Origin of the sequence: Proteus sp. FME41, assembly GCF_014897315.1 — a bacterium.
In the GTDB taxonomy this organism is placed as follows: Bacteria; Pseudomonadota; Gammaproteobacteria; order Enterobacterales; family Enterobacteriaceae; genus Proteus.
The window spans coordinates 1-25,686 of record NZ_JABUYL010000024.1 but is presented as its reverse complement, the minus strand read 5'-3'; the positions used below and the strand labels follow the sequence as shown (position 1 = coordinate 25,686).

The window sequence follows — 25,686 nt, the reverse complement described above, 5'->3', positions numbered from 1 at the left end:
TATCATTATGCATTAAGAGGCACCCATAAAATTAGGGTGCTTCTTTTTTTGATCGCTTTCTTTTTTTTATAAATAAAACTATGATGATTAGATTAATAAGGTGATAAGTTATTTTTGTTACATTAATGTTTATTTGTATATTTTACCATAAGGTATACGCGATAATATGCATCGTTCTTTTTATTTAACAACAGTATTATGTGCAACTTCTCTTACTGCTGGTTGTGATCCGGCTATTAATGTAAATTCACAATCAGGTGTATTTTATATTAGTAATAATAAAAACACACCACTAGTCTTCCAGATTGATAACAATGCTTTTTGGATTAACACGGGAGAAGTAAAAAAAATAAAATTAGAAAATGGAAAGCATGTATTAGTTGATGCAACAGGAAAAAAGAAAATCTTCATGGTTTATCCAGATAATCGAGGTGGAATAATTAATCCATCTAGAGATATCTACTATAGTTTTACTTCTATTTTTTCTACAGAGACAAACAATGAGCACCTTTATCTAACAACCCATTCTGTCTGGGTTGGTGGTCAGCTTGTTCATGGCGCTATAAATAGTTCTGATGCGTTATTTATAGATAATAATGTCTTTCGCTGTGAAGTACCTTTGAATGAATCTATACCAACTTATTTATCTGATTCGAAAAACAAAGGAATAGGAAATGTATTAACTAAGTGTTTTTCCCAAATAGAATTTCAAGATTTTTTATCACAAGAACCTGATGGTATTCAAGTCTATTCAGGGGGTAATTTATTAGATTCTGATAAAGGAAAAAATAAATACAATTGGATAAATGATGAAAATACTCGAACTGATGATTTTATTCCTACATTAAGTCGTATTGAATTTAATAATAGTGAATTGCTGAAAGAAGCAAAAAATATTTATAAAATTACTAACTCCTATTTGACTTCGCGGGATCCCAACGAAAAGCAAAATTACTATAATGAATATCATTTACATATTATGGTTATGGCAATGGTTTATAGCCAACAAATACAAAATGATATACTTGATGATAAAGAAGCTTACTTTCAGTTAATAAATGAAACCGGGCGTATATTTGGCGCAGGTATATTAAGTGAACCTGTTTTAATATAAATAACTATTCATTTTTATTTTTGATAGTAAACAATAACAAAAGTGAGTAAATCATTATTACCAATCTATACCTTTTTGTGCCTTGATCCCACTATCAAATGCGTGTTTGATAGGACGCATTTCTGTTACCGTATCAGCTAACTCAATTAATTTTCTATGACAGCCTCTTCCTGTAATAATTAGATTTTGGTGTGCGGGACGAGAACGAATAGCAGAAATTACCTCATCTAATGGCAAATAATTAAAGCTGATCATATAGGTAATTTCATCAAGAATAACCAGATCGTATTCTGGGTCATTAAGCAGTTTAAGTGCATATTGCCATGTATTTAAACAGGCCGCAGTATCTGTACTTTTATCTTGAGTTTCCCACGTAAAGCCAGTTTCCATAACATAAAATGGTACGCCTGCTTGTTCCAATAGATTTCGTTCGCCATTTTCCCAAGTCCCCTTAATAAACTGCACAACACCGACCTTTTTTTGATGACCTACTGCGCGTGTTGCCGTTCCCATCGCTGCCGTTGTTTTTCCTTTACCATTTCCGGTAAAGATCATCAAAATACCTTGCTCTCGTTGAGCTTGTTCAATTCGAGTATCTACTTTCTCTTTTAAACGTTGCTGGCGTTTTTGGTGTTGTGCGTCACTCATTTTGCTACCTCAAATATAAATTACATTATTCAGCAGGGCCTGCTTTACGCCCCGGTTGAGCGTCTAAAGATTGTCCTTTCACATCAATACTGTCATCACTCATAAGATAGAGATACAACGGCATCAAATCTTTAGGTGTTTTTAGTTTTTGTGCATTCTCATCAGGGAATGCGCTGGCTCTCATTGAGGTACGAGTACCACCAGGATTAATACAGTTAATGCGTAAGGTACTGTCGTTATATTCTTCATTAAGTACTTGCATAAAGCCTTCTGTGGCAAATTTAGACACAGAATAAGCTCCCCAGCCATAACGACCTTGGCGACCCACGCTTGATGTAGTAAGAATAAGGCTTGCATGAGGTGCTTTTAGCATTAAAGGTAATAGCGCCTTTGTGAGCATAAATGTCGCATTAACGTTTACTTGCATAACATCATGCCAAAGGTTACTTGGCTGATTAATAATAGGCTCGACAACACCTAATAAGCCGGCATTTTGTAATACACCATCAAGATGAGGAAAGCGCTTAACGAGTGTATCAGCAAATTGCTGAAAATCATTTTCTGTCGCGGTGAGCAAATCAAGTGGGTATAACATAGGTTGTTGTCCACCTGATATGATGATTTCTTCTTGAACATCTTCAAGTTTTGATAGCGTGCGGCCTAATAAGATAAGTGTCGCACCATATTGTGCATAAGTCAGTGCCGCTTCTTTTCCAATGCCATCACCAGCACCTGTTACTAGAATAATTTTATCTTTTAGCACGCTATGATCGGGTTGATATTGCAACATATTGATATCCTGTCTAGTAAAAAGTAAATAAAGTGTAACGTCTTATTTGTCTAGCGACTAGTTTAGTCTGTTTTTTTGTTTACACTTTATCACTGTTTTCTTTATGGTATTACGCATAATCATGCCTTTGTTGCTGGCGCTAAAGCAGAATTTCGTTAAACTAGGCATATTGATTTTAGTCAGTGTTATTAACCTTAAAAAGAGGTCTTTGTGGAGTATATTTTGCAATATGGATTATTTTTAGCAGAGATTGCCACGGTTGTCGTGGCTATCATCGCTATTGTGTTGTTTTTTATCGTAATTGGAAATAAAAAACAAAATCGAAAAGGCACCTTAAAAGTAACCGATCTTGCTGAAGCTTACGAAGAAAAACAGCGAGTAATGCAGCAAGCGAGAATGGACGATGCTGAGTTAAAAGTCTGGTATAAAGCGTTTAAAAAACAGCAGAAAAAAGAAAATAAACAAAGTAAAAACAATGCGAAGGAAGGTAAAAAGGGGGTTATAAAACCGTGTTTGTATGTCCTTGATTTCAACGGTAGTATGGATGCCCACGAAGTGGGTGCATTACGCGAAGAAATCAGTGCTATTCTTTCTGTTGCCCAAACGGGCGATGAAGTTTTACTGCGTTTAGAAAGTCCTGGGGGCATGGTTCATGGATATGGATTAGCAGCCGCTCAATTAACGCGATTAAAAGAAAAGGGTATTAAGCTGACGGCCGTTGTCGATAAAGTAGCGGCAAGTGGTGGTTATATGATGGCTTGTGTTGCGGATAAAATTGTTGCTGCACCTTTTTCTATTATTGGTTCGATTGGCGTTGTCGCTCAAATTCCGAATATTCATCGATTATTGAAGAAAAATGATATCGATGTCGAGTTACATACTGCGGGTGAATATAAGCGTACATTAACTTTATTGGGCGAAAACACAGAAGAAGGTCGTGAGAAATTTAAACAAGATTTAAATGAAACTCATCTATTATTTAAAGCTTTTGTACATAAATATCGCCCCCAACTTGATATCGATAGTGTTGCAACTGGAGAATATTGGTACGGCACAGAAGCGTTGAATAAAGGCCTAATTGATGAAGTGGGTGTAAGCGATGATTGGTTAATCAATCATATTAACGACTTCGAAGTATTCTCTGTTCAATATGTTATCAAAAAGAAAATGGTTGAGCGTGTTACAGGTGGCGCAATGGAAAGTGTTGATAAACTGATGATGCGTTGGGTACAACGAAGTAAAAAACCATTGCTGTAATGAGTAGAAACTAAAAAAACCATATTAGCGATACTGAGTATTTGAACCTTATTACTGAGTATCGTTACCTCACGTCTTTTCTGCCAATCAATAATTATTCTCTTTGCCTGTCGGCGATCTTAACGATTTGTTCCAAGAAAATATTATCTTAATGAGAATAAAAAAAGCCAGTGAATGACTCACTGGCTATCAAAGAGATAATTGATATTAATTAACAACAACAGGGTAACGCTTTCCTCTTTCTAGGAAACAGTAATATAGCGATAAAAGTAAAATAAAAATAATTGATATTACTGATTGTATTGATAGGTAGGTGTAATCTTAAAATTAAGATAAAAGAAAATAAATTCGCTTATCTTTAATTGATTTTTTATTCTTTGAATTTGATTAATTATGCCAGTCATTGTGATTGTAAAACTGCAATAACTGGCATGTCAGATCTTTTTTTGGATTATCGATTAATGATTAGAAAATTAAATCTTGTCATAAATACAAAATAATTCCTAAAGCCACTTATGCTAAATGGTATTTATCAGAGAGGACATGAGCTAAATGTTTAAACATGTTAAACGCTGCAGTGCTTTTTGCGGTAGGCAAACCCTGCTCATCTAAAAAAAATTCACCTTTAAATACGAGGACATTTCCTTTTTGCTCGACTGAGTCAGCACGCATGCCTTGTAAATAATCTTCATGTTCACGTATGATTTCATTCGCTTTTTCAAGTAGCATCTCAGTGGTAATAGGTGTAGTTTGTGTTGACATAATTTGTGCTCCTTAGAAAAATAATTTGTTGCGCATCACTTTTTATCAGGTAGAGTGTGGCATTTTTAAAACCTTAGCTACTCTATATGTAGCAAATAGGATGTGCCTGTTACCCGATTAAAGCAGTGAGGTGATTAAAATACCTCAAAAAAAGTAACGAGTTTTGAGCTCGAACAAAAGCTTTGAATAAAAACAGGTTGATATATTGCAAAACTAACGCAATATAAAAAAGAGATTTTAAACATTTTTTTAGTTGAGGGTATTAAACAATACCGTCATAACAAAGTTTAATTAGGTAAAGGTAATTATGGGTAAAGCTCTTGTTATCGTGGAGTCCCCGGCTAAAGCCAAAACGATCAATAAATATCTTGGCAATGACTACGTGGTTAAATCTAGCGTGGGTCACATTCGTGATTTGCCCAAGAGTGGTTCTGGCAGCCAGAAGAGCGAAACCTCATCCGCCACGAAAGGCGTAAAAAAAGTTAAAAAGGATGAGAAATCAGCCTTAGTCAGCCGTATGGGAGTTGATCCCTACAATGGGTGGAATGCGAATTATCAAATTCTACCTGGCAAAGAAAAAGTTGTGGCTGAACTAAAAGCATTGGCTGAGAAAGCTGATCATATCTATCTCGCAACGGACCTTGACCGCGAAGGAGAAGCTATCGCGTGGCATTTACGCGAAGTTATCGGCGGTGATGATGAAAGATTTAGTCGAGTAGTTTTTAACGAAATCACTAAAAATGCGATTACACAAGCATTCCAAACACCCGGTGAGCTCAATATAGATCGCGTTAACGCGCAACAAGCACGTCGTTTTATGGATCGTGTTGTGGGCTATATGGTTTCACCTTTGCTTTGGAAAAAAGTTGCTCGTGGTTTATCTGCTGGCCGTGTGCAATCTGTTGCTGTTCGTCTTTTGGTTGAGCGTGAACGTGAAATAAAAGCCTTTGTTCCTGAAGAATATTGGCAATTACACGCATCATTGCTAACGCCAGATGAACAAACTTTGCGTATGGAAGTCACGCATTATAATGATAAAAGCTTCAATCCAGTTTCATCTGATGAAACTCATGTTGCAGTTAACGCATTAAAAAATGCAACTTTCACGGTTAAAGATCGTGAAGACAGACCAACATCAAGTAAACCCAGTGCTCCTCTTATCACATCAACTTTACAGCAAGCGGCAAGTACGCGCTTAAGCTTTGGTGTGAAAAAGACAATGATGTTAGCTCAACGCCTTTATGAAGCAGGTTATATTACCTATATGCGTACTGACTCGACTAACTTAAGTCAGGATGCAATTCAAATGGCGCGTGATTATATTCATGAGCAGTTTGGGGCGAAGTATTTACCTAAAGAGCCAAACGTTTATTCGAACAAAGAGAACTCTCAAGAAGCGCACGAAGCTATTCGTCCTTCCGATATCAATGTTATCTCTGAATCTTTAAAAGATATGGATAACGATGCTAAACGTTTATATCAACTGATTTGGAATCAATTTGTTGCTTGTCAAATGACACCAGCAAAATATGATTCAACAACATTAACGGTTGAATCAGGAGATTATAAATTACGAGCTAAAGGCCGTACGTTACGTTTTGCTGGTTGGACGAAAGTCATGCCTGCGATGCGCAATAAAGATGAGGATAAAACCTTACCTGCTGTTGATGTAGGCGCAAAACTCGCGTTAGCTGAGTTAGAACCTACTCAGCACTTTACCAAGCCACCAGCACGTTTTAGTGAAGCAACATTAGTTAAAGAATTAGAAAAACGGGGTATTGGTCGTCCTTCAACTTATGCTTCGATCATTTCGACTATTCAAGATCGTGGCTACGTAAAAGTTGAAAACCGTCGTTTTTATGCTGAAAAAATGGGTGAAATTGTTACTGATCGCTTAGAAGAGAATTTTAGCGATTTAATGAATTACGATTTTACTGCGCAAATGGAAGATCACCTCGACCATGTTGCTAATAAAGAAGAGAACTGGAAATCGGTATTAGACGCATTTTTCACTGATTTTAGTCAGCAATTAAGTGTTGCTGAAAAAGATCCCGAAGAAGGCGGTATGCGACCAAATCCGATGGTAATTACCTCTATTGAGTGTCCGACATGTTCCCGTCATATGGGAATTAGAACGGCAACAACGGGAGTATTCTTAGGATGTTCTGGTTATGCATTGCCACCTAAAGAGCGTTGTAAACAAACGATAAACCTTATCCCTGAAGATGAATTGCTGAATATTCTTGAAGGGGAAGATGCAGAGACTAATGCATTACGAGCACGTCGCCGTTGCCCGAAATGTGGGACTGCAATGGACAGCTACCTTATCGATACACATCGTAAATTACATGTTTGTGGTAATAATCCAGCATGTGATGGTTATGATGTCGAAGAAGGTGAATTCCGCTTAAAAGGTTATGAAGGGCCTGTCATTGAGTGTGATAAATGTGGTTCTGAAATGCGCCTAAAAATGGGGCGTTTTGGTAAATACATGGGTTGTACTAATGATGAGTGTAAAAATACCCGAAAAATTTTAAAAAGCGGTGAAATTGCACCTCCAAAGGAAGATCCTGTTCCACTTCCTGAATTACTGTGTGAAAAATCAGATGCATACTTTGTATTACGTGACGGTGCAGCAGGTGTATTCTTAGCCGCAAACACGTTCCCTAAATCAAGGGAAACACGCGCACCCAAAGTAGAAGAGTTAGTTCGCTTCAAAGATCGCTTAGCTGAAAAAATGCGTTATTTAGCTGAAGCGCCAGTGGCTGATCCTGACGGTAATCCAACGATTGTACGTTTTAGTCGTAAGACTAAACAACAATATGTTTCTTCTGAGAAAGAAGGCAAAGCAACAGGCTGGTCTGCATTTTATGTTGATGGTAAGTGGGTTGAAAAAACCAAATAACATTGACATGGTGTGATAAGAAAAGCGACTAATGTGAGTTAGTCGCTTTTTTTGCATCAAGAAGATATGCTATTAGCGTACATTGAAACAGTATTAATGGTTAATTTCTATTTGTCTAATATTTTACTTTGTTAATAATAAGACGGAGATACTATGAAACTGACGCCTTGGTTACTATCTGGCTTACTCTTTACGTCTGTTGCAAGTGCTGCAACATTAGATGTCACGTTAAAAGAAGCGCTTCCTACCGGTGCAGGCAACGATATTGGTGTTGTCACTATCACTGAAACTGACTACGGGCTGTTATTTACGCCGAAACTAACAGGTTTAACGCCTGGTGTTCATGGTTTTCACCTTCATGCGAATGGTTCTTGTGAGCCTGATATAAAAGAGGGAAAACCTGTTCCTGCTTTAAAAGCGGGTGGACATTTAGATCCTGAAAATAAAGGTGTTCACTTGGGGCCTTATAATAAAGAAGGACATCTTGGTGACTTACCAGGATTGGTTGTTAACGATAAAGGTATTGCTGATTACGCCGTATTAGCACCTAAACTCACTAAGCTTGAGCAAGTGAAGGATAAAGCGATTATGGTTCATGTTGGTGGCGATAACTATTCTGATAATCCAGAAGCCCTAGGTGGTGGTGGTGCAAGAATGGCATGTGGTGTTATTAAATAATGTAATGCCAGAGTATTCTTAAATATAAGCTGACTTTAAGTCAGCTTTTTTTATACTTAATGTATAGCTTATAACAATTAGATATAACAAAACCTAAATAACCCTATGAATTACGTTAGACCGAAATGAAATAAGTGATATAGTGGTTATATATTACATCTTTATTATTCTTTTTAGTTATATGAATATAAATAGAATAACAGAATAATAAGTCTTTTGTTGAAGGGATAGCCTCTCTATGAAATTACAGCAGTTACGTTATATCGTTGAAGTAGTGAATAACGATTTAAATGTATCAACTACCGCAGAGCGTTTGTATACATCTCAACCGGGAATAAGTAAACAAATTCGCATGTTAGAAGATGAGTTAGGGATACAAGTATTTTCGCGTAGTGGTAAGCATTTAACGCACGTGACACCTGCCGGTGAAGAGATTGTCAGGCTGTCTCGTGAAATTTTATCAAAAACAGAAGCGATTCGCTCAGCCGCAGGTGAGCACACTTATCCTGATAGGGGCTCACTGTCTATCGCCACAACACATACACAAGCACGTTATGTCTTACCGCCTGTGATAAAAGGATTTATTGAACGTTATCCTGATGTTTCATTGCATATGAACCAAGGTTCGCCAACACAAATTGCCGAAGATGTATGCAGAGGTAAAAGTGATTTTGCTATCGCGACAGAATCACTGCATCTTTATAACGATTTAGTGATGCTTCCTTGTTATCGCTGGAATCGTATTGTGGTGGTATCGAAAGATCACCCCTTAGCACAAAAACGAGAAGTGACGCTTAAAGAGCTGGCTAATTACGATATCGTAACCTATACCCAAGGTTTTACAGGGCGTTCTGATCTTGATGATGCTTTTGGTAAAGTAGGGCTAAAGCCTAAAATTGTTTTCACAGCAACGGATGCAGATGTTATTAAGACCTACGTGAGACTGCATTTAGGTATTGGTGTGATTGCCAGCATGGCGTTTGATCCTGTGCTTGATAGCGATTTAGTTGCCATTGATATGCGTGATAAATTTAGCTACAGCACCACTAAAATTGCATTTCGCCGTAGTGGTTTTTTACGTGGCTATATGTATGATTTTATGTGGCGTTTTGCGCCTCATCTTACTCGCAATTTAATTGAGCAGGCCAGCGCATTACGATCTAACGATGAAATTGAAGCCTTATTTAAAGATATAGAATTACCGTTAGTCTAACATACTGAAAGGCGGGGTTTTCCCGCCTTCAAGCATATTCTAAAGCCAACATATTGTTCTTTTTCACTTCAAATAAAAATCCCCACTAAAAAAAGCATCAGATTTTGCAATACTGAGTTGACGATACTTATTTAAAAAATCATAAAACTGCTGATTAATCAGTGGTTCATCCAGTGCACTAGCATCAAAAATAGAGGTAATAGAGGTGTATTCTAAAGAAATCGTGAATTTACGGCCAATACAACTGGCAAGTAACATTTTTGCTGATTGATATGAAAAACGTAAGCTCAATATTTTTAATTTTGGGATAAAAATAAGGTGATTATTATGATTCAATATCTCTGTGACTCCTGCAATTGTAATGGTTTGATAGCTATCTAATGATTTGCGTAAGCCAATTTCGATTTGTTGCCCTTGGCTACGTAAAAAATCAACAAACTCGCTTAATGCGGGGGATGTGGTATTAATCGTTGCGCCAAGTAACAACTGAATAAAAGCTTGAGCAATAGAAAAATCAAATGTCTGTTTATGAAGCTTTTTTGTTTCGACTTTGTTTTGTCCCAAAAGGGGAAGATGATTTAATGTGTTTAACCAATGCTCAGGGCAATAATAGGCGTCGTTATCCTCTTTTTTTAATGCGGAAAGGTGGTTTGCCATAATAGAAATAAGGCCCATTTGGATATTTTTAAGTTGTGCCATTTTGTTTATTTCTATGGACTTTAAAGGTTTAGGAGAGGCAATAATAAATTGAACTAATCCTTCTGTGTCTTTTATATTTTGAGAAAGTAATGAATTTACCGTTAAAGCTTGTGGAAAAGGCGGCATGACCGGCTCAGAAAAATAGCGATCGGCGTTCATAATGTTATTAAGTAAGTCAGATTGTTTATTATTCATAGATATTATCCTTACACAGTTATCCCCCAGCTATTAAATCCTTCTTAGACAAAAATTGAGAGATTAAAATTTATTAAGACTATGACACCCATAACATTACGTTAACAAATTGTGTGGTCTTTAAGCGAAATTCGGCGTTATATGATATGTTTAATAAATAACCTTACCTATTTTGATAGTTTAAACATGCTGTCAGTATAAAAATAATAAGGAGGCGCTATGTCGTTACGCTTGAAAAAAGAGAGCCATTCCACGCTGTTGGTTGGATCTCGTGAGTATGAATATTACCGTCTTACCGAAGTTGCTCGTCAATTAGGCGATATTACTCGTCTTCCCAAATCTCTGAAGGTGCTGTTAGAAAACTTAGTGCGGTATCTCGACAATGATACTGTTGTTGAAGAGGATATTAAGGCACTCGTTGAGTGGCAAAAAACAGCACATGCATCACGTGAAATTGCGTATCGACCTGCAAGGGTGCTTATGCAAGATTTTACAGGTGTGCCCGCTGTTGTTGATTTAGCTGCGATGCGTGAAGCGGTGAAATCATTAGGTGGGCAAGTGGATAAAGTGAATCCATTATCACCTGTCGATTTAGTGATTGACCATTCCGTGATGGTTGATGAATACGCCAGTAAAAACGCCTTTGCTGAAAATGTTGAAATAGAAATGGCGCGTAACTATGAACGCTACCTTTTCTTACGCTGGGGTCAACAATCCTTTGAACGTTTTCGTGTCGTGCCACCCGGTACAGGAATTTGCCATCAAGTTAATCTTGAATATTTAGGTAAAGCGATTTGGTCTGAAGAGAAAAATGGCCGGTACATTGCTTATCCTGACACGCTGGTGGGAACAGATTCGCACACCACCATGATAAACGGCTTAGGTGTTTTAGGTTGGGGCGTCGGAGGTATTGAAGCTGAAGCAGCAATGTTAGGCCAACCAATCTCTATGTTAATTCCTGATGTTGTTGGTTTCAAACTAACAGGAAAATTGCGCGAAGGGATCACTGCAACTGATTTGGTATTAACCGTCACACAAATGCTACGTGCCCATGGTGTGGTGGGTAAATTTGTAGAGTTTTATGGTGACGGTTTAGCATCATTACCGCTAGCCGATCGTGCAACCATTGCCAATATGTCACCAGAATATGGGGCAACCTGTGGTTTTTTCCCCATTGATGATATTACGCTTGATTATTTGCGCTTAACAGGGCGTGAAGCGCAAGAAATTGCGTTAGTTGAAACGTATAGTAAAGATCAAGGATTATGGCGCTATGCAGGTGATGAACCTATTTTCACCTCAACCTTATCACTTGACATGGGAACAGTAGAAGCAAGCCTTGCAGGGCCTAAACGCCCTCAAGATAGAGTTAATTTGCCAAGTGTTCCTAATGCATTTAAAGCGGCAGTTGAACTTGAAACCAATAAGAAACCCTTGGCACTGCCCCCTCAAGTAAAAATTGATGATTATCCTGCATTTGAATTAACGGATGGTGCGGTTGTGATTGCGGCGATTACATCTTGTACTAATACTTCAAACCCGAATGTCTTAATGGCTGCGGGATTGCTGGCTAAAAATGCGGTAGAAAAGGGATTACAGCGTAAACCTTGGGTGAAGTCTTCATTAGCCCCAGGATCTAAAGTGGTGACCGACTACCTTAATCTTGCGGGATTAACCCCCTATTTAGATGAACTAGGTTTTAATCTGGTGGGATATGGATGTACTACTTGTATTGGTAACTCAGGGCCTTTATTAGCGCCGATTGAACGTGCAATTAAAGACAATGACTTAACTATTGCGGCTGTTTTATCAGGTAACCGTAACTTTGAAGGCCGAATTCACCCCTTAGTCAAAACCAACTGGCTTGCATCACCACCTTTGGTGGTCGCTTATGCGTTGTCAGGGAATATGAATATTGACTTAACAACAGCATCATTGGGTGAAGATAAACAAGGTAATCCGGTTTATTTAAAAGATATTTGGCCAGACAGTAAAGCCATTGCAGAAGCGGTTGAGAAAGTGAAAACCGAGATGTTCCATAAAGAGTATTCCGCTGTGTTTGAAGGTGATGAAACGTGGAAATCACTAAAAACACAGAATACACCCGTTTATACTTGGCAAGCCGATTCGACTTATATTCGTCGTCCTCCTTTTTTTGATGGTATGACGAAAACACCCGCACCGATTAACGATATTCACCAAGCCAGTATTTTGGCAATATTAGGTGATTCGGTGACAACCGACCATATTTCACCTGCGGGTAATATTAAAGCCGATAGTCCAGCAGGACGTTATTTACGTGAGCATGGAGTCGAACCAAAAGACTTTAACTCCTATGGTTCTAGACGTGGTAACCATGAAGTCATGATGCGAGGCACCTTTGCCAATATCCGTATTCGTAACGAAATGGTACCGGGAATTGAAGGCGGTTTTACCAAGCATATTCCAACGGGTGAAACATTAGCCATTTATGATGCGGCGATGCGTTATCAGCAAGAAAACACCCCACTGGCGATTATAGCAGGGAGTGAGTATGGTTCAGGTTCTAGTCGAGATTGGGCAGCAAAAGGAACGCGTTTATTAGGTGTACGTGTTGTTATTGCGGGATCTTTTGAGCGTATTCACCGTTCTAATTTAATTGGTATGGGCGTTTTACCGTTAGAATTCCCTGAAGGTGTTACACGTCAAACATTAGGTTTAAAAGGGGATGAGAAAATTGAAATTACCGGACTTAATGCATTAACACCGAGCCAAGATGTCGAAGTTAGTATTACGTTCGCTGATAATCGCCGTGAAACGGTGATGGCACGTTGTCGTATTGATACGCAAACTGAACTGGCTTATTTCCAACACGGAGGCATATTGCATTACGTTATTCGTAATATGCTTTAATTAGATTTTTGCTGTTGTAAATTAAACGCCTCATTATAAAAAAATGGGGCGTTTTTATTTGGTAATAACGTATAACTTATTACCAGCCTTGAATGGCTCCGCCGTTAAAAATAGTTTCAGCTGCAGTAGCAACTTCGGGTGATTGATAGGCTTTAATAAAGTCACGAATATTATCAGATTCTTTATTATCTTCTCTTGCCACAATAATATTGGTGTAAGGGGAGTTTTTATCTTCAATAAAAATGCTGTCTTTGATTGGTGATAAATTTATTTGCTGAATATAGGTCGTGCTAATAATGGCAACAGTAACTTTAGGATCGCTTAAAACGCGGGGTAATTGCGCACCTTCTAGCTCCATGATTTTCAACGTAAGTGGATTATCAATAATATCGAGGGCTGTGGGTAGCAAGCCGCTATTAGGTTTTAATGTGATCAGTTTTTCTTTATGTAATAACAATAAAGCACGACCTAAATTGGTGGGATCGTTAGGAACAGCAATAGTATCGCCAGCCTTTAACTCAGAAGGGTGCTTAATTTTTGTTGAATAGCCCGCCATAGGGAAAACAAAAGTATTTCCCACAGCCACTAAATTATAACCACGAGATTGATTATCTTGCGCAAGAAAAGGACGATGCTGAAAGACATTGGCATCTAACTCTTTATTCGCAGTTGGGTCATTAGGCAATAATGAGCCACTAAAACCAACCAACTCAACCTCTAAGCCATATTTTTCTTTTGCGACTTTTTTCGCTATTTCTGCGACATCTTGTTCAGCACCGTTAATGACTCCGACCTTAATTGAATGACCGCTTTTATCATTGTTATCACAGCCTGTTAATAATGTACTTATAAGTAAAAGTGCACCGAAAGCCCTACCAGAAAAATGCAATGGCATAATGTATTCCTATCAAAATTTATTTATTGAAAAATAACTGAAAATCAGATAGATAGTCAATGAAATCGCATATGATAAATATTCACATGATATAATTTAATGGTGAAAAAAGAGGAAAGAAACGCTGAATATAAAAGGAAGAAAAACAATAAATAGTGATATAACAAAGAGGTAAGCTAAAAGTGATTAATAAAAAAATCCGAGTGATTTAGGCTCGGATTTGAAAATAATTAATGCTGTGTTATCGGCTTTATTACTGCGCTTTCTTAAATAAGAGATGCCCCATTTTATCCGCTTTAGTATCAAGATAATGCGCATTGCTTGGGTTACGTCCGACAATTAAAGGAACGCGTTCGATAACATTGATACCTGCTGCCTTCATGATCTCAATTTTTTTCGGATTATTGGTTAATAACCGAACTTCATGAACACCCAACAGGTTATACATATCAGCACAAAGAGTAAAATCACGCTCATCAGCCTTAAAACCTAATTCTAGATTAGCTTCAACGGTATCTAATCCTTTATCTTGTAGTGCATAAGCTCGTATTTTATTCAGCAAACCAATGTTACGGCCTTCTTGGCGATGATAAAGCAAGACACCACGACCTATTTTGCTTATTTGCGAAAGTGCGGCTTCAAGTTGAAAACCACAGTCACAACGTAAACTAAACAGGGCGTCACCCGTTAAGCATTCTGAATGGATTCGAGATAATACAGGCTCTGAGCCTGAAATATCGCCATAGATAAGGGCGACATGATCTTTTCCTGTTGCGATTTCTTCAAAACCTACCATTAAAAACTCACCAAAAGGCGTCGGTAGTTTTGCTTCTGCGATACGTCTTAATTTCATTATTTTTGACTCATAATTTCAGGTGATACTCTCGTTCAATACTATACACTTTATAATGAGAACAAAGAGAAATAAAACACTGAAATACTTCCATGTTTGATAGACAAGGAAATGGATAACACACACTTATAAAACCACACCTCCACAAATTATCAGATTTTGAGCCAGAGTGCATAATGATTTTTTGCTAAACTTGCATCGTTTATACTGATAATCTTTAAACGTAAACGAAAGGTATTTCGTGTATTAATTAAGGGGTGAAATATTGGATAAGCAAATAACAAAGTTAATTTTATTAGGCTGTATAGTGCTCTTAATTACACCCGTGACGGTATTTATATTAGGCTGGCAATGGCGACCTACTGATCACCCTTTAGGCGGTATCAGTACATTGTGGGTAGCTGATAGCGCAGCAAAGCCTTGGGGAGCGTTAACGGTCATTGTATTGTTAGCATTATTCTTTTTTGTCCTTAAATTAAAACGAAATAACTTTATTCAATTGGCTCTGATTATCGTTGTTACTTTGGCTGTCGGGCAGTTAATTAAAGTCGTCGTTAAAAATACAGTAAAAGAACCTCGTCCTTATGTGGTTTGGGTCAGTGAAAATTTACACATTACACCGGATACTTTCTATCAGGTTTCAAGGTCTGAACGGGAACAAAGGTTACAAGATGGATTAGCAAATTCTCCTGTGATCCCCGCATGGCAACTTAAACATTGGAAAGCAGAAACGGGTTATGCTTTTCCATCAGGTCATAGTTTATTTGCCGCAACACTGGCTTTGTTTGTTTTTGTCCTTTTTATGTTGCGTCGTCATTATTTTTTAGCAACACTCGGGTTATTATGGGGAATTGATGTCACGGCAGGGCGTATTGTGTTGGGAATGCACTGGGCATCTGATGTGATTGTCGGTATTCTTATTAGTACTGTGCTGGTTTGGTGTGCATTTAAGGTCATTGAGCGGCGTTTATGGCTCAAATCCTGACGATAGCCCTTATTTTTGAGATATAGAATGTCTTTTTCAGTTTTTATGTGAAAAAATATACGAAAATCAGTTGATTCTAAGAAATGACTTTCTTTGTGCGCAGTGAAAATGCTACCTTTATCTGTCCACTAAAGAAAAGAGAATAAAAAAGGAAATAATGTGAAAAAAGTCCTACTTTTTATTTTGGTTATTCTTGTTTTTGCCATCGTGGTGATAGCCATGACTTTAGGCGCAAATAACGATCAGGTAGTCACATTTAATTACCTTATTGCACAAGGTGAATATCGTATTTCTACCTTATTAGCTACGCTGTTTGGTGTTGGCTTTGTCCTTGGTTGGATTGTCAGTGGTGTTTTTTATTTACGTACTCGTTTGTCATTAGGCCGCGCAAAACGTAAAATTAAACGCCTTGAAAGTGTCCAAACAAAACAAGAAAGCCAAGAAAGTCGCCCAACGGTTGCTTCTGCTACGAAATAAGGACGATAGCTGATGCTAGAATTGCTGTTTCTGTTATTACCTGTCGCAGCGGCTTACGGCTGGTATATGGGGCGTCGTGGCGCTCAACAGGATAAACAGCAGAACGCCGACCGTCTGTCACGAGAATACGTAGCAGGGGTTAACTTCTTACTTTCTGATCAACAAGATAAAGCAGTTGACCTCTTTCTTGAAATGCTGAAAGAAGACAGCTCTGCTTTTGAAGCCCACCTCACGTTAGGTAATCTTTTCCGCTCTCGCGGTGAAGTTGAACGCGCTATTCGTATTCACCAATCTTTAATGGAAAGCGCAGCACTCTCATTTGATCAACGTCTCCTTGCTGTTCAACAATTAGGTCGCGATTATGTCGCTGCGGGCGTTTATGATCGCGCTGAAAACATGTTTCAGCAACTTATTGATGAACAAGAATTCCGTCAAAGTGCGTTGCAGTCGCTTCTGGCAATTTACCAATTAACCAGTGATTGGAGTAAAGCGATAGAAACGGCGGAGAAATTGGTAAAATTAGGTCAACATGAGTTAAAAGAGCAAATTTCACATTTTTATTGTGAATTGGCACTTCAAGAAATGAGCAGTGATAATCTTGATAATGCGCTGGGTTTCTTACAGAAAGCAGGGCAAACCGATCCTCTTTGTGCCCGTGTTTCAATTATGTATGGCCGCATTTATATTGCTCGGGATGAAAAACAAAAAGCCATAGATGTACTGATGAAAGTTATTGATCAAGATAAAGAGATGGTCAGTGAAACCTTGCCTATGCTTTTTGAATGTTTCCAAGCACAAGGTGATACTTCTCGTTGGGAGGCCTATTTACGCCAATGCGTTGATAGCAATAGTGGTGCGATTGCTGAACTTTATCTTGCGGATATTATTGAAGCCAAAGACGGTATTGAAGCTGCTCAGCTTTATATTAATCGCCAATTAGAACGTCATCCTACCATGCGACTTTTTTATCGTTTAATGCGTTACCATTTAGCCGAAGCAGAAGAAGGTCGAGCTAAAGAGAGCCTTATTTTATTGCGCTATATGGTTGGCGAGCAAATTAGAACCAAACCAGATTATCGTTGTCACAAATGTGGTTTTACCTCTCATGCATTATATTGGCATTGTCCGTCCTGTCGTTCATGGGACACCGTTAAACCGATTCGCGGGTTAGATGGTCAGTGACGATGTCACTTTTTTAAGTGTCTCTTTATAAATAAAGGCCCTAAAATGTCATTTCAACGTGATAAAAAATCGCCCGAGTTCTCCTGTGCGCCCATTATTGTGGCATTAGACTATGAAGACCAAAAAAGTGCGTTAGCTTTTGCACAACATATTGATCCCTCATCGTGTCGTTTAAAAATCGGAAAAGAGATGTTTACCCGTTTCGGGCCTCAATTTGTTACGCTGTTACAGAAAGAAGGTTTCGATATTTTCTTAGATTTAAAATTTCATGATATTCCGAATACTGTAGCAAGAGCTGTCGCTGCCGCGGCTGATTTAGGTGTATGGATGGTGAACGTACATGCAAGTGGTGGCAGCCGCATGATGCGTGCGGCTAAAGAAAGCCTTGTATCCTATGGCAAAGACGCACCACTTTTAACAGCAGTAACAGTGTTAACGAGTATGGATCAGTCCGATTTGATTGAATTGGGTATAACATTAACACCCGCAGAACAAGCAGAACGCTTGGCGTTGCTGACAAAAACGTGTGGTCTTGATGGTGTTGTTTGCTCCGCACATGAAGCTACACGTTTTAAACAAATTTGTGGTGATGATTTCTTATTAGTGACACCAGGTATTCGCCCTGCAGGGAGTGATGTTGGTGATCAGCGTCGAGTCATGACACCAGAACAAGCCATTGCAGCAGGGGTTGATTATATGGTGATAGGCCGTCCTATTACACGTAGTGATAACCCACTAGAAACATTACAACAAATTAATCATTCTATAGCTAAATGATCCAAGGTGTCGCTAGCTAATACGAATGAACGCAGTTAACAACGCAACAACTTGAAGTATGACGAATATACAAGGTATGTAATTTAATATGGATAATAACTCTCGTTTGGTTTACTCCACAGATGCGGGTCGCATTAAAGAAGAAGAACAAAAACCAGCACGTCCTGCGGGGGATGGCATTGTGCGTATTCAACGTCAAACTAGCGGACGTAAAGGTAAAGGTGTTTGTGTGGTTTCGGGGCTTGATCTTGATGATGCTGAATTAACCAAACTCGCGGCTGAACTTAAGAAGAAATGTGGCTGTGGTGGGAGTGTAAAAGATGGCTTAATTGAGATCCAAGGCGATAAACGAGATGTCATTAAATCGCTATTAGAAGCTAAAGGAATGAAAGTCAAACTAGCGGGTGGTTAATTTCTTTACCGAGTCGAAGATTAAATGAAAAAGGATGCGCTGATTTTTATTAAAATTGGCGCATTTTTATTACTCAAGATAAATATTTTTAAAGGTACTTTATGAAAGCGTACTTGATGATAGCGACACTGTTATATTCTTCTGCGCTTTTAGCAGAAAACAAAATGGATAAAGTGATAGTCCATGATAAATATTGCTCATCACCAGAGCAAACAATGGATGAAGTTTATGAATATGGGGCAATAACAGATTGTATTTACACGGGGCTTTCAATCACAGAGGCGTATGAAAAATATGTGATCGAGCATGATGAAGCCTATCTTGAAAAAGCAGTTAACGTGAATAATAACATCCAGAAAGAGTACACAGAAGAGAGTGTAACGGTTGATTATAAATGGGAAAATCCGAAAAAATTAATGATAGAACAGCAGTTTGCGGGGGGCTTTACAGAAATTATGTTAGAAGAAGATCAGAAAGGTACTAAAATAACGATTACGGGTCACCCAGATTAATCGTTAATAAAAGACAAATAACGAATATGATAGGTGACAATGTCACCTATTTTTTTAGCATTCATTTTATTCTATCTCATTTATTGTTAGATATTTCACTGGCACGGTAAGTGTTAACCATACACCATTGTCAGCTTGATAAAATGCAAATCCATCATGACACATTTGTTCACTATCAATGGTCAAAACAACGGCTTTCCCGTGACGATTACCGACATTCACTGCGGTTTGATTATCTTGTGAAAGATGAACATATTGTCGACCGTTAGGAATTAAACCTTGGTTAAAAATACTGTCGATAAAGCGAGTTGCTGTGCCGTGATAAAGTATTTTGGGGGGATTAATCGGTTGGTAATCAACCGTGGTTTTAAGAGAATGTCCTTGAACTGCACGAATAAAAAGGCCATCTTCTGAAATCGCGAAACGCTTTTTATCATTCGTTTCTACCACATCGTTAATGAGCTCAAGGGTTAGTGGCGTGCCGTTTTTCTGTGCTAACAGGATCAATTGTGATATTTCACCCCATCCTTGATCATCAAGGGATAAGCCGATGCTTTCAGGTGCATGGCGTAAGATATAGCTTAGAAAACGGCTAATTTGTACTTTGTCTTTCATTACTTTAATCCATTAGTTATTTATTAAATTTATAATGTGAAGAAAAACACTGCAACATCATAAAAATATTTCCTTTTTATACTCTTTGTATTTATAGCTTTATTTTTACTAGAAATAAGAGACATAAAAAACGGATAGCTCAAAATGAACTACCCGTTTTATTGTATACCGATTACAGGCTAATTAGATAGGGCGAGCAACGATATTGCGTGTTTCTAGTTTTACATCTTCAATGTGTACTGGAATGATATCATTGAGCTTATAAGCAGCTTCACCCTTAACGATGACTGTACCCGTTTCTTGGCTACATTGAATTTCATCACGTACCGCATGTAAGAATGGTGCAGGAATAAAGGCTACTGCGCCATTTTCAACTAAACGAACACGAATACCACCGCGCGTAATATCGATAATTTCAGCGTTAAATGGCGTTTCAGTCCCTGCAAACGGTTTTAAGAAACGAGCATATAACCAATCACCTACATCACGTTCAGCCATACGATTAGCACGACGACGTTCCGCAATACGGATACCGTCTTCGTCTTGTGGTTTTTGGGCGTTTTCTTTGCTGATAATTGCTTTCAGTAAACGGTGATTTAAAATATCACTGTACTTACGAATAGGTGAAGTCCATGTTGCGTAGGCTTCTAGCCCTAAACCAAAGTGAGGGCCTGGCTCTGTTTTAATTTCAGCAAAGTTTTGAAAACGACGAATACGGCTATCAAGGAATTGATTAGGCTGGCTATCAAGTTCGCGACGTAACGTACAGAAACCTTCAAGTGTTAATAAACTTTCAGAAGTGGTTTCAATGCCATTGTCTTTTAAGGTTTGTACCACTTGGTCAATATAAAGTGGATCAAAACCAGTATGAACGTTATAAACGCCAAAACCTAAGTTTTTCGCCAGTACTTTTGCTGCACAGATATTCGCGGTGATCATCGCCTCTTCAACAATACGGTTTGCAATACGGCGTTTTTCAGCGACGATATCTAATACGTGACCACCCTCATCCAGAATAAAGCGGTAATCAGGACGCTCTTTAAAGACGAGAGCATGTTGTTCACGCCATTCATGACGTTTTTCACACATCTCTTTTAATAACATCACTTGCTCATGAACGATGTCATTTTCAGGTTTCCAATCACCATTGCCGCCTTCTAACCAATCTGAAATATGGTCATACACCAATTTAGCTTTTGATTCTACCCACGCTGAATAAAAGTGAATATCTTCAAGTAATGCACCTTCTTCAGCAATGCTGACTTGGCAAACTAAGGCAGGACGTTTTTCATTAGGGCGTAATGAGCAGATGTTATCTGACAATTCACGAGGCAGCATTGGGATATTAAAGCCTGGCAGATAGTTAGTCAGCGCACGTTGTGCTGCAATCGTATCTAATTCACTGTTTGGCAGGATATAAGCAGTCGGATCGGCAATGGCGATAAATAGCGTTAATTGACCGTTCTCTTCTTTACGAATAAAGAGTGCGTCATCCATGTCTTCTGTTGATGCGCTATCAATAGTGACAAAGGAGAGAGAAGTCAGATCTTCACGAGGTAACGCATCATGTAATGTCAGTTCCTCGTTACCCATTTCAGGCGCATCGCGTTCAAGCTGATGACGCATTAAGGTTACCCACCAAGGGGCAAAATGATCGTCTTTATCGGTAATATAGTCGGTTATTTCAGCCTGAAAACCTTTATCACCTTTATTAAGTGGGTGACGGCGCATAACCGCAACAGCCCAATCTTGATCGACAAAGCTATGGGTTAGTCCTTGAGCGGGACGGCAAGGGATGGCGTCTTTTAGTAGAGGGTGATCTGGAATTATCCACAGGCGGTTATCACCTTCTTTTTTCTGAATACGGCCGACAAAACGTGTTAAGAATGGCTCGACTAACTCTTCGGGTTCAACCGACTCTTTATCGCCATTTGTATGAACGGCAGCGATAACTCGGTCGCCGTGCATCACTTTTTTCATTTGCGGAGGGGGAATAAAATAGCTTTTCTGACCATCAACTTCAAGGAAGCCAAAGCCTTTATCTGTTCCCTTTACAAGGCCTTCCACGCGCGGTGTTTGGGCATGGAGTTGCTGTTTTAGCTGTGCAAGCAGCGGATTGTCTTGAAACATATTTTTCCGGAAAGTCGGCAGTTTTAATAATAAAAGTGGGCAATAGTTTTATTCGATTGTGTGTAGCGACGCAAGTACTATCGCATCAGAAAAACAGACAAATCAGCAAATTTTTATTCAGGATCTGTTTTTTCTTTAAATTCACAAAGATCTTCGATAATACAAGAGCCACACCGTGGTTTTCGTGCAATACAGGTATAACGACCATGAAGAATAAGCCAGTGATGGCAATCAACTTTAAATTCTGCCGGAACAACCTTTAAAAGCTTTTGCTCGACTTCATTGACATTTTTACCCGGAGCGAAGCCAGTACGATTACTCACTCTAAAGATATGTGTATCGACAGCGATTGTTGGCCAGCCAAAGGCAGTATTTAATACTACATTAGCTGTTTTGCGACCAACACCGGGTAAGGCTTCTAGCGCTTCTCTGTTTTCAGGAACATTGCTGTTATGTTTATCGATTAAGATCTGACACGTCTTAATCACATTTTCAGCTTTTGTATTATATAAGCCGATGGTCTTAATATATTTCTTAAGGCCATCAACCCCTAATGTGAGGATTGCTTTTGGCGTATTGGCAACAGGATAAAGCTTAGCTGTTGCTTTATTGACGCTCACATCGGTTGCTTGTGCAGAGAGTAACACGGAGATCAATAGTTCAAACGGAGAGTCAAATTTTAGCTCTGTCGTAGGTTGCGGATTGTTATCCCGCAACCGAGTTAGAATTTCAATACGTTTTGCTTGATTCATTATGCTCACAAATTAATTTTTAACAATATGACTGCCACAGCCTTGCTCTTTTTCGTAAGTTTTTGTTGTCAAAGCGCTGCGCTTTTTCTGTCTTTCATCGATAAGGTATTTTGCCGCTAACATAAAGCCTAAACCAATAAAAGCACCCGGTGGTAAAATGGCAAGTAAAAAGGGTGAGTCTAAATGTACTATCTCTATTCTTAACACTTGAGCCCATTCACCTAATAGTAAATCTGCACCGTCAAATAATGTACCATTCCCTAAAACCTCACGTATTGCTCCTAAAACAAAGAGCGCAGCAGTTGCGCCTAATCCCATTGCTAAACCATCAACAGCAGAAGGAAAAACTTCATTTTTAGCAGCAAAGGCTTCAGCACGACCAATAACAATACAGTTGGTGACGATCAATGGAATGAAGATCCCCAGTGATTGATATAAGCCATAGGCGTATGCGTTTATCAGCAATTGTACCGCACTGACGACAGATGCGATTATCATAACATAAATTGGGATACGAATTTCAGAAGGAACCCAACGGCGTAAACTTGAAACGGCTACATTAGTGCAAAATAGCACTAATGTTGTCGCAAGCCCTAACCCTAATGCGTTCGTGGCTGTCGAAGAAACAGCAAGTAAAGGGCACAGGCCAAGTAATTGGACTAAGGCAGAGTTGTTTTTCCATAACCCTTGTGAAAAGAGCTCTTTAATTGAGTTCATATTAATTTGCCTCACAGACAGACAGTGTGTCTAGTTTCTCAGGTAAAGATTGCATTAGCCATACCGTACGCTTTGATGAGTTAACAACGGCGCGAGGGGTGATCGTGGCTCCAGTGAACTGATCAAAATCGCCACCGTCTTTTTTTACTGCCCAGTGCGGATCGTTTTCACTGGAAATGAATCTATTACTCAGTGTCGTGATCCAATCTGAAATACGTGTTTCAATTTTATCACCCAGCCCAGGTGTTTCATTATGCGCAGTCACACGTACCCCAAGAACATGACCTTTAAAGTCAGCCCCTACAAGAAGTTCAATCGCACCTGAATAGCCATCTGGGGCCGTAGATTCTAATGCGGCAGCAACCGGCTTGCCATCGAAGCGAGCCACATAAAGCTTATGAGGTTTTGTATTGCCTAATTCAGGGGCGGTTAGTAGATAACAATCTTTAGAGAGATCATTGTTATAGATAGATTGGGGGATCACCTGATCCAATAATTTTTGTTTTTCTAACGCAACTTGTTGAGCAATTTTATCTGCGGTTAAATGATATACCACGGCAGTTAAACCTGTCGTACAAGCTGCAAAGATAGCTAATGTTAGCCCATGACGCTTTAATATTTCGATCATCATTTTCTCCTTGGCACATTAATGCCCATAAACACGAGGGCGTGTATAGCTATCAATTAAAGGTACGGCGATATTGGCAAGTAATACGGAAAAGGCAACGGCATCTGGATATCCACCGTAAACACGGATAACCCAAACTAATAAACCAATCATACCGGCATAAATTAAACGGCCTTTAGGGGTTGTTGAGGCACTAACCGGATCGGTCGCAATAAAGAACGCTCCTAACATGGTTGCCCCTGAGAAAATGTGTAATAGTGGCTGAGCGTAACGAGTAGGATCGATGCCCCAACTAATCACTGAACACAACGCTAAAACAGAAATCATGGCAACAGGGATATGCCAGCTAATAATGCGCTTATAAAGCAGGATTAAACCGCCCACTAAATAAGCCACATTTACCCATTGCCAGCCAATACCAGCAAATTCACCTTGTAAAATAGGTGTCGCTAATACGTCATCAATAGAGTGTGTTAATAAACCAGTTTTAAAACTATCAAGAGGTGTTGCTTGTGTAATGCCATCAACAGAGCGTCTTAAATCTTCAAGGGTTAGTCCTGATGACGTATGGCCTGTAAAGAAGATACTTAAACTGTCCATGACATTGTAAGAGACGGCTTGTAATTCAACAGGGGGCATCCATGATGTCATTTGTACTGGGAATGAAATCAGTAAAACCACATAACCTACCATTGCAGGATTAAATGGATTTTGTCCTAAGCCGCCATAGATATGTTTTGCGATAACAATGGCAACAAAGGTCCCTAAGACGATTATCCACCATGGTGCTAAAGGTGGAATGCTAATTGCTAATAATACCCCTGTAAGCAATGCTGAATTATCTTTGAGATAAAGTCGCGGATCTTCTTTTTTGAGTTTTACACAGACAGTCTCAGCCACAAGTGCAACGATAATGGCTAATAGGATTTGGTAAACCGTACCTAAGCCAAAGAAGTAGATCTGGCTTAAGATCCCCGGCAGTGCAGCCAATGTTACCCATAGCATGACTTGGCTGGTGGATTGTTGATTATGCGTAAAAGGGGAACTCGCAATTTTTAATTTACTGTTGTTATTCTGTATTGGTCTGAATTTCATCTGTGATTAGTCCAAGGTAACTTCTTCGTTAGCACGACGCTGTTCGGCTTCTTTTTTCGCTTTGACTCTAGCAATAGCAGCGGCAACGGCCGCTTTACGTGGATCGACGTCTTCGGCTTTAGCGTTTTCAATAGGGGCTTCAATTGTTGATGTAGCTTCAGCGGCTTGCTGTGCTTTTTTTGCTTTAACGCGAGCCAATGCCGCAGCAACGGCCGCTTTACGTGGATCGACGTCTTCGGCTTTAGCGTTTTCAACAGGGGCTTCAATTGTTGATGTAGCTTCAGCGGCTTGCTGTGCTTTCTTTGCTTTAACACGAGCTAATGCGGCAGCAACGGCCGCTTTACGTGGATCGACGTCTTCGGCTTTAGCGTTTTCAACAGGGGCTTCAATTATTGATGTAGCTTCAGCGGCTTGCTGTGCTTTCTTTGCTTTAACACGAGCTAATGCGGCAGCAACGGCCGCTTTACGTGGATCGACGTCTTCGGCTTTAGCGTTTTCAACAG

24 protein-coding genes and 1 pseudogene are annotated in these 25,686 nt (G+C 39.1%); 12 read left to right on the top strand and 13 right to left on the bottom strand.

All coding sequences use genetic code 11. The features are described from left to right. The first annotated feature begins 166 nt into the window (after positions 1-166). Positions 167-1,114 (top strand): hypothetical protein, encoded by a 948-nt coding sequence (locus INT04_RS16855; protein WP_193017261.1) that lies wholly within the window; start codon positions 167-169, stop codon positions 1,112-1,114. 57 nt (positions 1,115-1,171) lie between these two features. Here the strand turns inward: INT04_RS16855 and cobO are convergent, their stop codons facing one another. Together cobO and INT04_RS16845 are read right to left on the bottom strand one after the other, a co-directional pair. Then, the gene (cobO, locus tag INT04_RS16850; RefSeq protein ID WP_193017260.1) at positions 1,172-1,762 is read right to left on the bottom strand and encodes a cob(I)yrinic acid a,c-diamide adenosyltransferase; all 591 of its coding nucleotides are present in this window, start codon (positions 1,760-1,762) and stop codon (positions 1,172-1,174) included. Positions 1,763-1,787: 25 nt separating this feature from the next. Next, positions 1,788-2,549, bottom strand: a complete 762-nt coding sequence (locus INT04_RS16845) for a YciK family oxidoreductase (RefSeq protein ID WP_193017283.1) — start codon at positions 2,547-2,549, stop codon at positions 1,788-1,790. Between the two features lie 213 nt (positions 2,550-2,762). On the opposite strand from INT04_RS16845, the gene sohB reads away from it, so the two are divergent. Then, a complete protein-coding gene (gene sohB / locus INT04_RS16840) occupies positions 2,763-3,809 on the top strand; it encodes a protease SohB (RefSeq protein WP_193017259.1) in 1,047 nt (348 codons plus the stop codon). A 513-nt stretch (positions 3,810-4,322) separates the two neighbouring features. Here the strand turns inward: sohB and INT04_RS16835 are convergent. After that, complete coding sequence (locus INT04_RS16835; protein ID WP_193017258.1) at positions 4,323-4,571, bottom strand: YciN family protein; 249 nt, start codon at positions 4,569-4,571, stop codon at positions 4,323-4,325. A 307-nt stretch (positions 4,572-4,878) separates the two neighbouring features. Between INT04_RS16835 and topA the strand changes: the two genes are divergently transcribed. From topA to cysB, 3 genes are all read left to right on the top strand, one after another. Beyond that, positions 4,879-7,476, top strand: coding sequence for a type I DNA topoisomerase (gene topA, locus INT04_RS16830; protein WP_193017257.1), 2,598 nt, complete (start codon positions 4,879-4,881; stop codon positions 7,474-7,476). A 153-nt stretch (positions 7,477-7,629) separates the two neighbouring features. Further along, the gene (gene sodC, locus INT04_RS16825) at positions 7,630-8,154 is read left to right on the top strand and encodes a superoxide dismutase family protein (protein ID WP_193017256.1); all 525 of its coding nucleotides are present in this window, start codon (positions 7,630-7,632) and stop codon (positions 8,152-8,154) included. 238 nt (positions 8,155-8,392) lie between these two features. Next, positions 8,393-9,367, top strand: coding sequence for an HTH-type transcriptional regulator CysB (gene cysB, locus INT04_RS16820; RefSeq protein ID WP_193017255.1), 975 nt, complete (start codon positions 8,393-8,395; stop codon positions 9,365-9,367). Positions 9,368-9,430: 63 nt separating this feature from the next. Here cysB and INT04_RS16815 read toward each other — a convergent pair whose 3' ends face one another. Continuing rightward, the gene (locus tag INT04_RS16815) at positions 9,431-10,261 is read right to left on the bottom strand and encodes a hypothetical protein (protein WP_193017254.1); all 831 of its coding nucleotides are present in this window, start codon (positions 10,259-10,261) and stop codon (positions 9,431-9,433) included. A 219-nt stretch (positions 10,262-10,480) separates the two neighbouring features. Between INT04_RS16815 and acnA the strand changes: the two genes are divergently transcribed. Continuing rightward, positions 10,481-13,153: an aconitate hydratase AcnA gene (gene acnA / locus INT04_RS16810; protein WP_193017253.1), complete on the top strand. Its 2,673-nt coding sequence runs from the start codon at positions 10,481-10,483 to the stop codon at positions 13,151-13,153. Between the two features lie 79 nt (positions 13,154-13,232). On the opposite strand, the gene INT04_RS16805 is transcribed toward acnA, so the two are convergent. Together INT04_RS16805 and ribA are read right to left on the bottom strand one after the other, a co-directional pair. Further along, positions 13,233-14,048, bottom strand: coding sequence for a MetQ/NlpA family lipoprotein (locus INT04_RS16805; RefSeq protein ID WP_193017252.1), 816 nt, complete (start codon positions 14,046-14,048; stop codon positions 13,233-13,235). Between the two features lie 253 nt (positions 14,049-14,301). Continuing rightward, entirely contained in the window at positions 14,302-14,901 is a 600-nt protein-coding gene (ribA, locus tag INT04_RS16800) for a GTP cyclohydrolase II (protein ID WP_193017251.1), read from the bottom strand. 265 nt (positions 14,902-15,166) lie between these two features. Between ribA and pgpB the strand changes: the two genes are divergently transcribed. The 6 genes from pgpB (at position 15,167) to INT04_RS16770 (ending at position 19,246) form a co-directional block, all read left to right on the top strand. Then, positions 15,167-15,886, top strand: a complete 720-nt coding sequence (gene pgpB / locus INT04_RS16795) for a phosphatidylglycerophosphatase B (RefSeq protein WP_193017250.1) — start codon at positions 15,167-15,169, stop codon at positions 15,884-15,886. A 159-nt stretch (positions 15,887-16,045) separates the two neighbouring features. Continuing rightward, positions 16,046-16,363, top strand: a complete 318-nt coding sequence (locus INT04_RS16790) for a LapA family protein (RefSeq protein ID WP_193017249.1) — start codon at positions 16,046-16,048, stop codon at positions 16,361-16,363. A gap of 12 nt (positions 16,364-16,375) precedes the next feature. Beyond that, positions 16,376-17,545: a lipopolysaccharide assembly protein LapB gene (gene lapB, locus INT04_RS16785; RefSeq protein ID WP_193017248.1), complete on the top strand. Its 1,170-nt coding sequence runs from the start codon at positions 16,376-16,378 to the stop codon at positions 17,543-17,545. A 45-nt stretch (positions 17,546-17,590) separates the two neighbouring features. Further along, positions 17,591-18,322, top strand: coding sequence for an orotidine-5'-phosphate decarboxylase (gene pyrF, locus INT04_RS16780; RefSeq protein WP_193017247.1), 732 nt, complete (start codon positions 17,591-17,593; stop codon positions 18,320-18,322). Between the two features lie 88 nt (positions 18,323-18,410). After that, complete coding sequence (gene yciH / locus INT04_RS16775; RefSeq protein WP_193017246.1) at positions 18,411-18,734, top strand: stress response translation initiation inhibitor YciH; 324 nt, start codon at positions 18,411-18,413, stop codon at positions 18,732-18,734. A 101-nt stretch (positions 18,735-18,835) separates the two neighbouring features. Next, positions 18,836-19,246 (top strand): hypothetical protein, encoded by a 411-nt coding sequence (locus tag INT04_RS16770; protein WP_193017245.1) that lies wholly within the window; start codon positions 18,836-18,838, stop codon positions 19,244-19,246. Between the two features lie 66 nt (positions 19,247-19,312). Here INT04_RS16770 and INT04_RS16765 read toward each other — a convergent pair whose 3' ends face one another. The 7 genes and pseudogenes from INT04_RS16765 to INT04_RS16735 form a co-directional block, all read right to left on the bottom strand. Next, positions 19,313-19,861 carry an RNA 2'-phosphotransferase gene (locus INT04_RS16765; protein ID WP_193017244.1) on the bottom strand — a complete coding sequence of 183 codons (549 nt, stop codon included), beginning with the start codon at positions 19,859-19,861 and terminating at the stop codon, positions 19,313-19,315. A gap of 183 nt (positions 19,862-20,044) precedes the next feature. Further along, the gene (locus INT04_RS16760) at positions 20,045-21,991 is read right to left on the bottom strand and encodes an exoribonuclease II (protein ID WP_193017243.1); all 1,947 of its coding nucleotides are present in this window, start codon (positions 21,989-21,991) and stop codon (positions 20,045-20,047) included. Between the two features lie 113 nt (positions 21,992-22,104). Then, on the bottom strand, positions 22,105-22,743 hold the full coding sequence (gene nth, locus INT04_RS16755; RefSeq protein WP_193017242.1) for an endonuclease III: 639 nt from the start codon (positions 22,741-22,743) through the stop codon (positions 22,105-22,107). A gap of 12 nt (positions 22,744-22,755) precedes the next feature. Further along, on the bottom strand, positions 22,756-23,460 hold the full coding sequence (locus INT04_RS16750; protein ID WP_193017241.1) for an electron transport complex subunit E: 705 nt from the start codon (positions 23,458-23,460) through the stop codon (positions 22,756-22,758). A 1-nt stretch (position 23,461) separates the two neighbouring features. Further along, entirely contained in the window at positions 23,462-24,088 is a 627-nt protein-coding gene (gene rsxG, locus INT04_RS16745) for an electron transport complex subunit RsxG (RefSeq protein WP_193017240.1), read from the bottom strand. Between the two features lie 18 nt (positions 24,089-24,106). Next, on the bottom strand, positions 24,107-25,183 hold the full coding sequence (gene rsxD / locus INT04_RS16740; protein WP_193017239.1) for an electron transport complex subunit RsxD: 1,077 nt from the start codon (positions 25,181-25,183) through the stop codon (positions 24,107-24,109). Between the two features lie 6 nt (positions 25,184-25,189). Continuing rightward, positions 25,190-25,686, bottom strand: a pseudogene (locus INT04_RS16735) (electron transport complex subunit RsxC); the annotation flags it as partial.

Coding starts and splice junctions, on each gene's coding strand:
- topA (WP_193017257.1), top strand. CDS start 4,879: ATGGGTAAAGCTCTTGTTATCGTGGAGTCCCCGGCTAAAGCCAAAACG.
- INT04_RS16760 (WP_193017243.1), bottom strand. CDS start 21,991: ATGTTTCAAGACAATCCGCTGCTTGCACAGCTAAAACAGCAACTCCAT.
- INT04_RS16770 (WP_193017245.1), top strand. CDS start 18,836: ATGAAAGCGTACTTGATGATAGCGACACTGTTATATTCTTCTGCGCTT.
- INT04_RS16750 (WP_193017241.1), bottom strand. CDS start 23,460: ATGAACTCAATTAAAGAGCTCTTTTCACAAGGGTTATGGAAAAACAAC.
- INT04_RS16835 (WP_193017258.1), bottom strand. CDS start 4,571: ATGTCAACACAAACTACACCTATTACCACTGAGATGCTACTTGAAAAA.
- sodC (WP_193017256.1), top strand. CDS start 7,630: ATGAAACTGACGCCTTGGTTACTATCTGGCTTACTCTTTACGTCTGTT.
- cobO (WP_193017260.1), bottom strand. CDS start 1,762: ATGAGTGACGCACAACACCAAAAACGCCAGCAACGTTTAAAAGAGAAA.
- cysB (WP_193017255.1), top strand. CDS start 8,393: ATGAAATTACAGCAGTTACGTTATATCGTTGAAGTAGTGAATAACGAT.
- yciH (WP_193017246.1), top strand. CDS start 18,411: ATGGATAATAACTCTCGTTTGGTTTACTCCACAGATGCGGGTCGCATT.
- rsxG (WP_193017240.1), bottom strand. CDS start 24,088: ATGATCGAAATATTAAAGCGTCATGGGCTAACATTAGCTATCTTTGCA.
- lapB (WP_193017248.1), top strand. CDS start 16,376: ATGCTAGAATTGCTGTTTCTGTTATTACCTGTCGCAGCGGCTTACGGC.
- INT04_RS16805 (WP_193017252.1), bottom strand. CDS start 14,048: ATGCCATTGCATTTTTCTGGTAGGGCTTTCGGTGCACTTTTACTTATA.
- ribA (WP_193017251.1), bottom strand. CDS start 14,901: ATGAAATTAAGACGTATCGCAGAAGCAAAACTACCGACGCCTTTTGGT.
- INT04_RS16815 (WP_193017254.1), bottom strand. CDS start 10,261: ATGAATAATAAACAATCTGACTTACTTAATAACATTATGAACGCCGAT.
- pyrF (WP_193017247.1), top strand. CDS start 17,591: ATGTCATTTCAACGTGATAAAAAATCGCCCGAGTTCTCCTGTGCGCCC.
- INT04_RS16765 (WP_193017244.1), bottom strand. CDS start 19,861: ATGAAAGACAAAGTACAAATTAGCCGTTTTCTAAGCTATATCTTACGC.
- acnA (WP_193017253.1), top strand. CDS start 10,481: ATGTCGTTACGCTTGAAAAAAGAGAGCCATTCCACGCTGTTGGTTGGA.
- nth (WP_193017242.1), bottom strand. CDS start 22,743: ATGAATCAAGCAAAACGTATTGAAATTCTAACTCGGTTGCGGGATAAC.
- rsxD (WP_193017239.1), bottom strand. CDS start 25,183: ATGAAATTCAGACCAATACAGAATAACAACAGTAAATTAAAAATTGCG.
- INT04_RS16855 (WP_193017261.1), top strand. CDS start 167: ATGCATCGTTCTTTTTATTTAACAACAGTATTATGTGCAACTTCTCTT.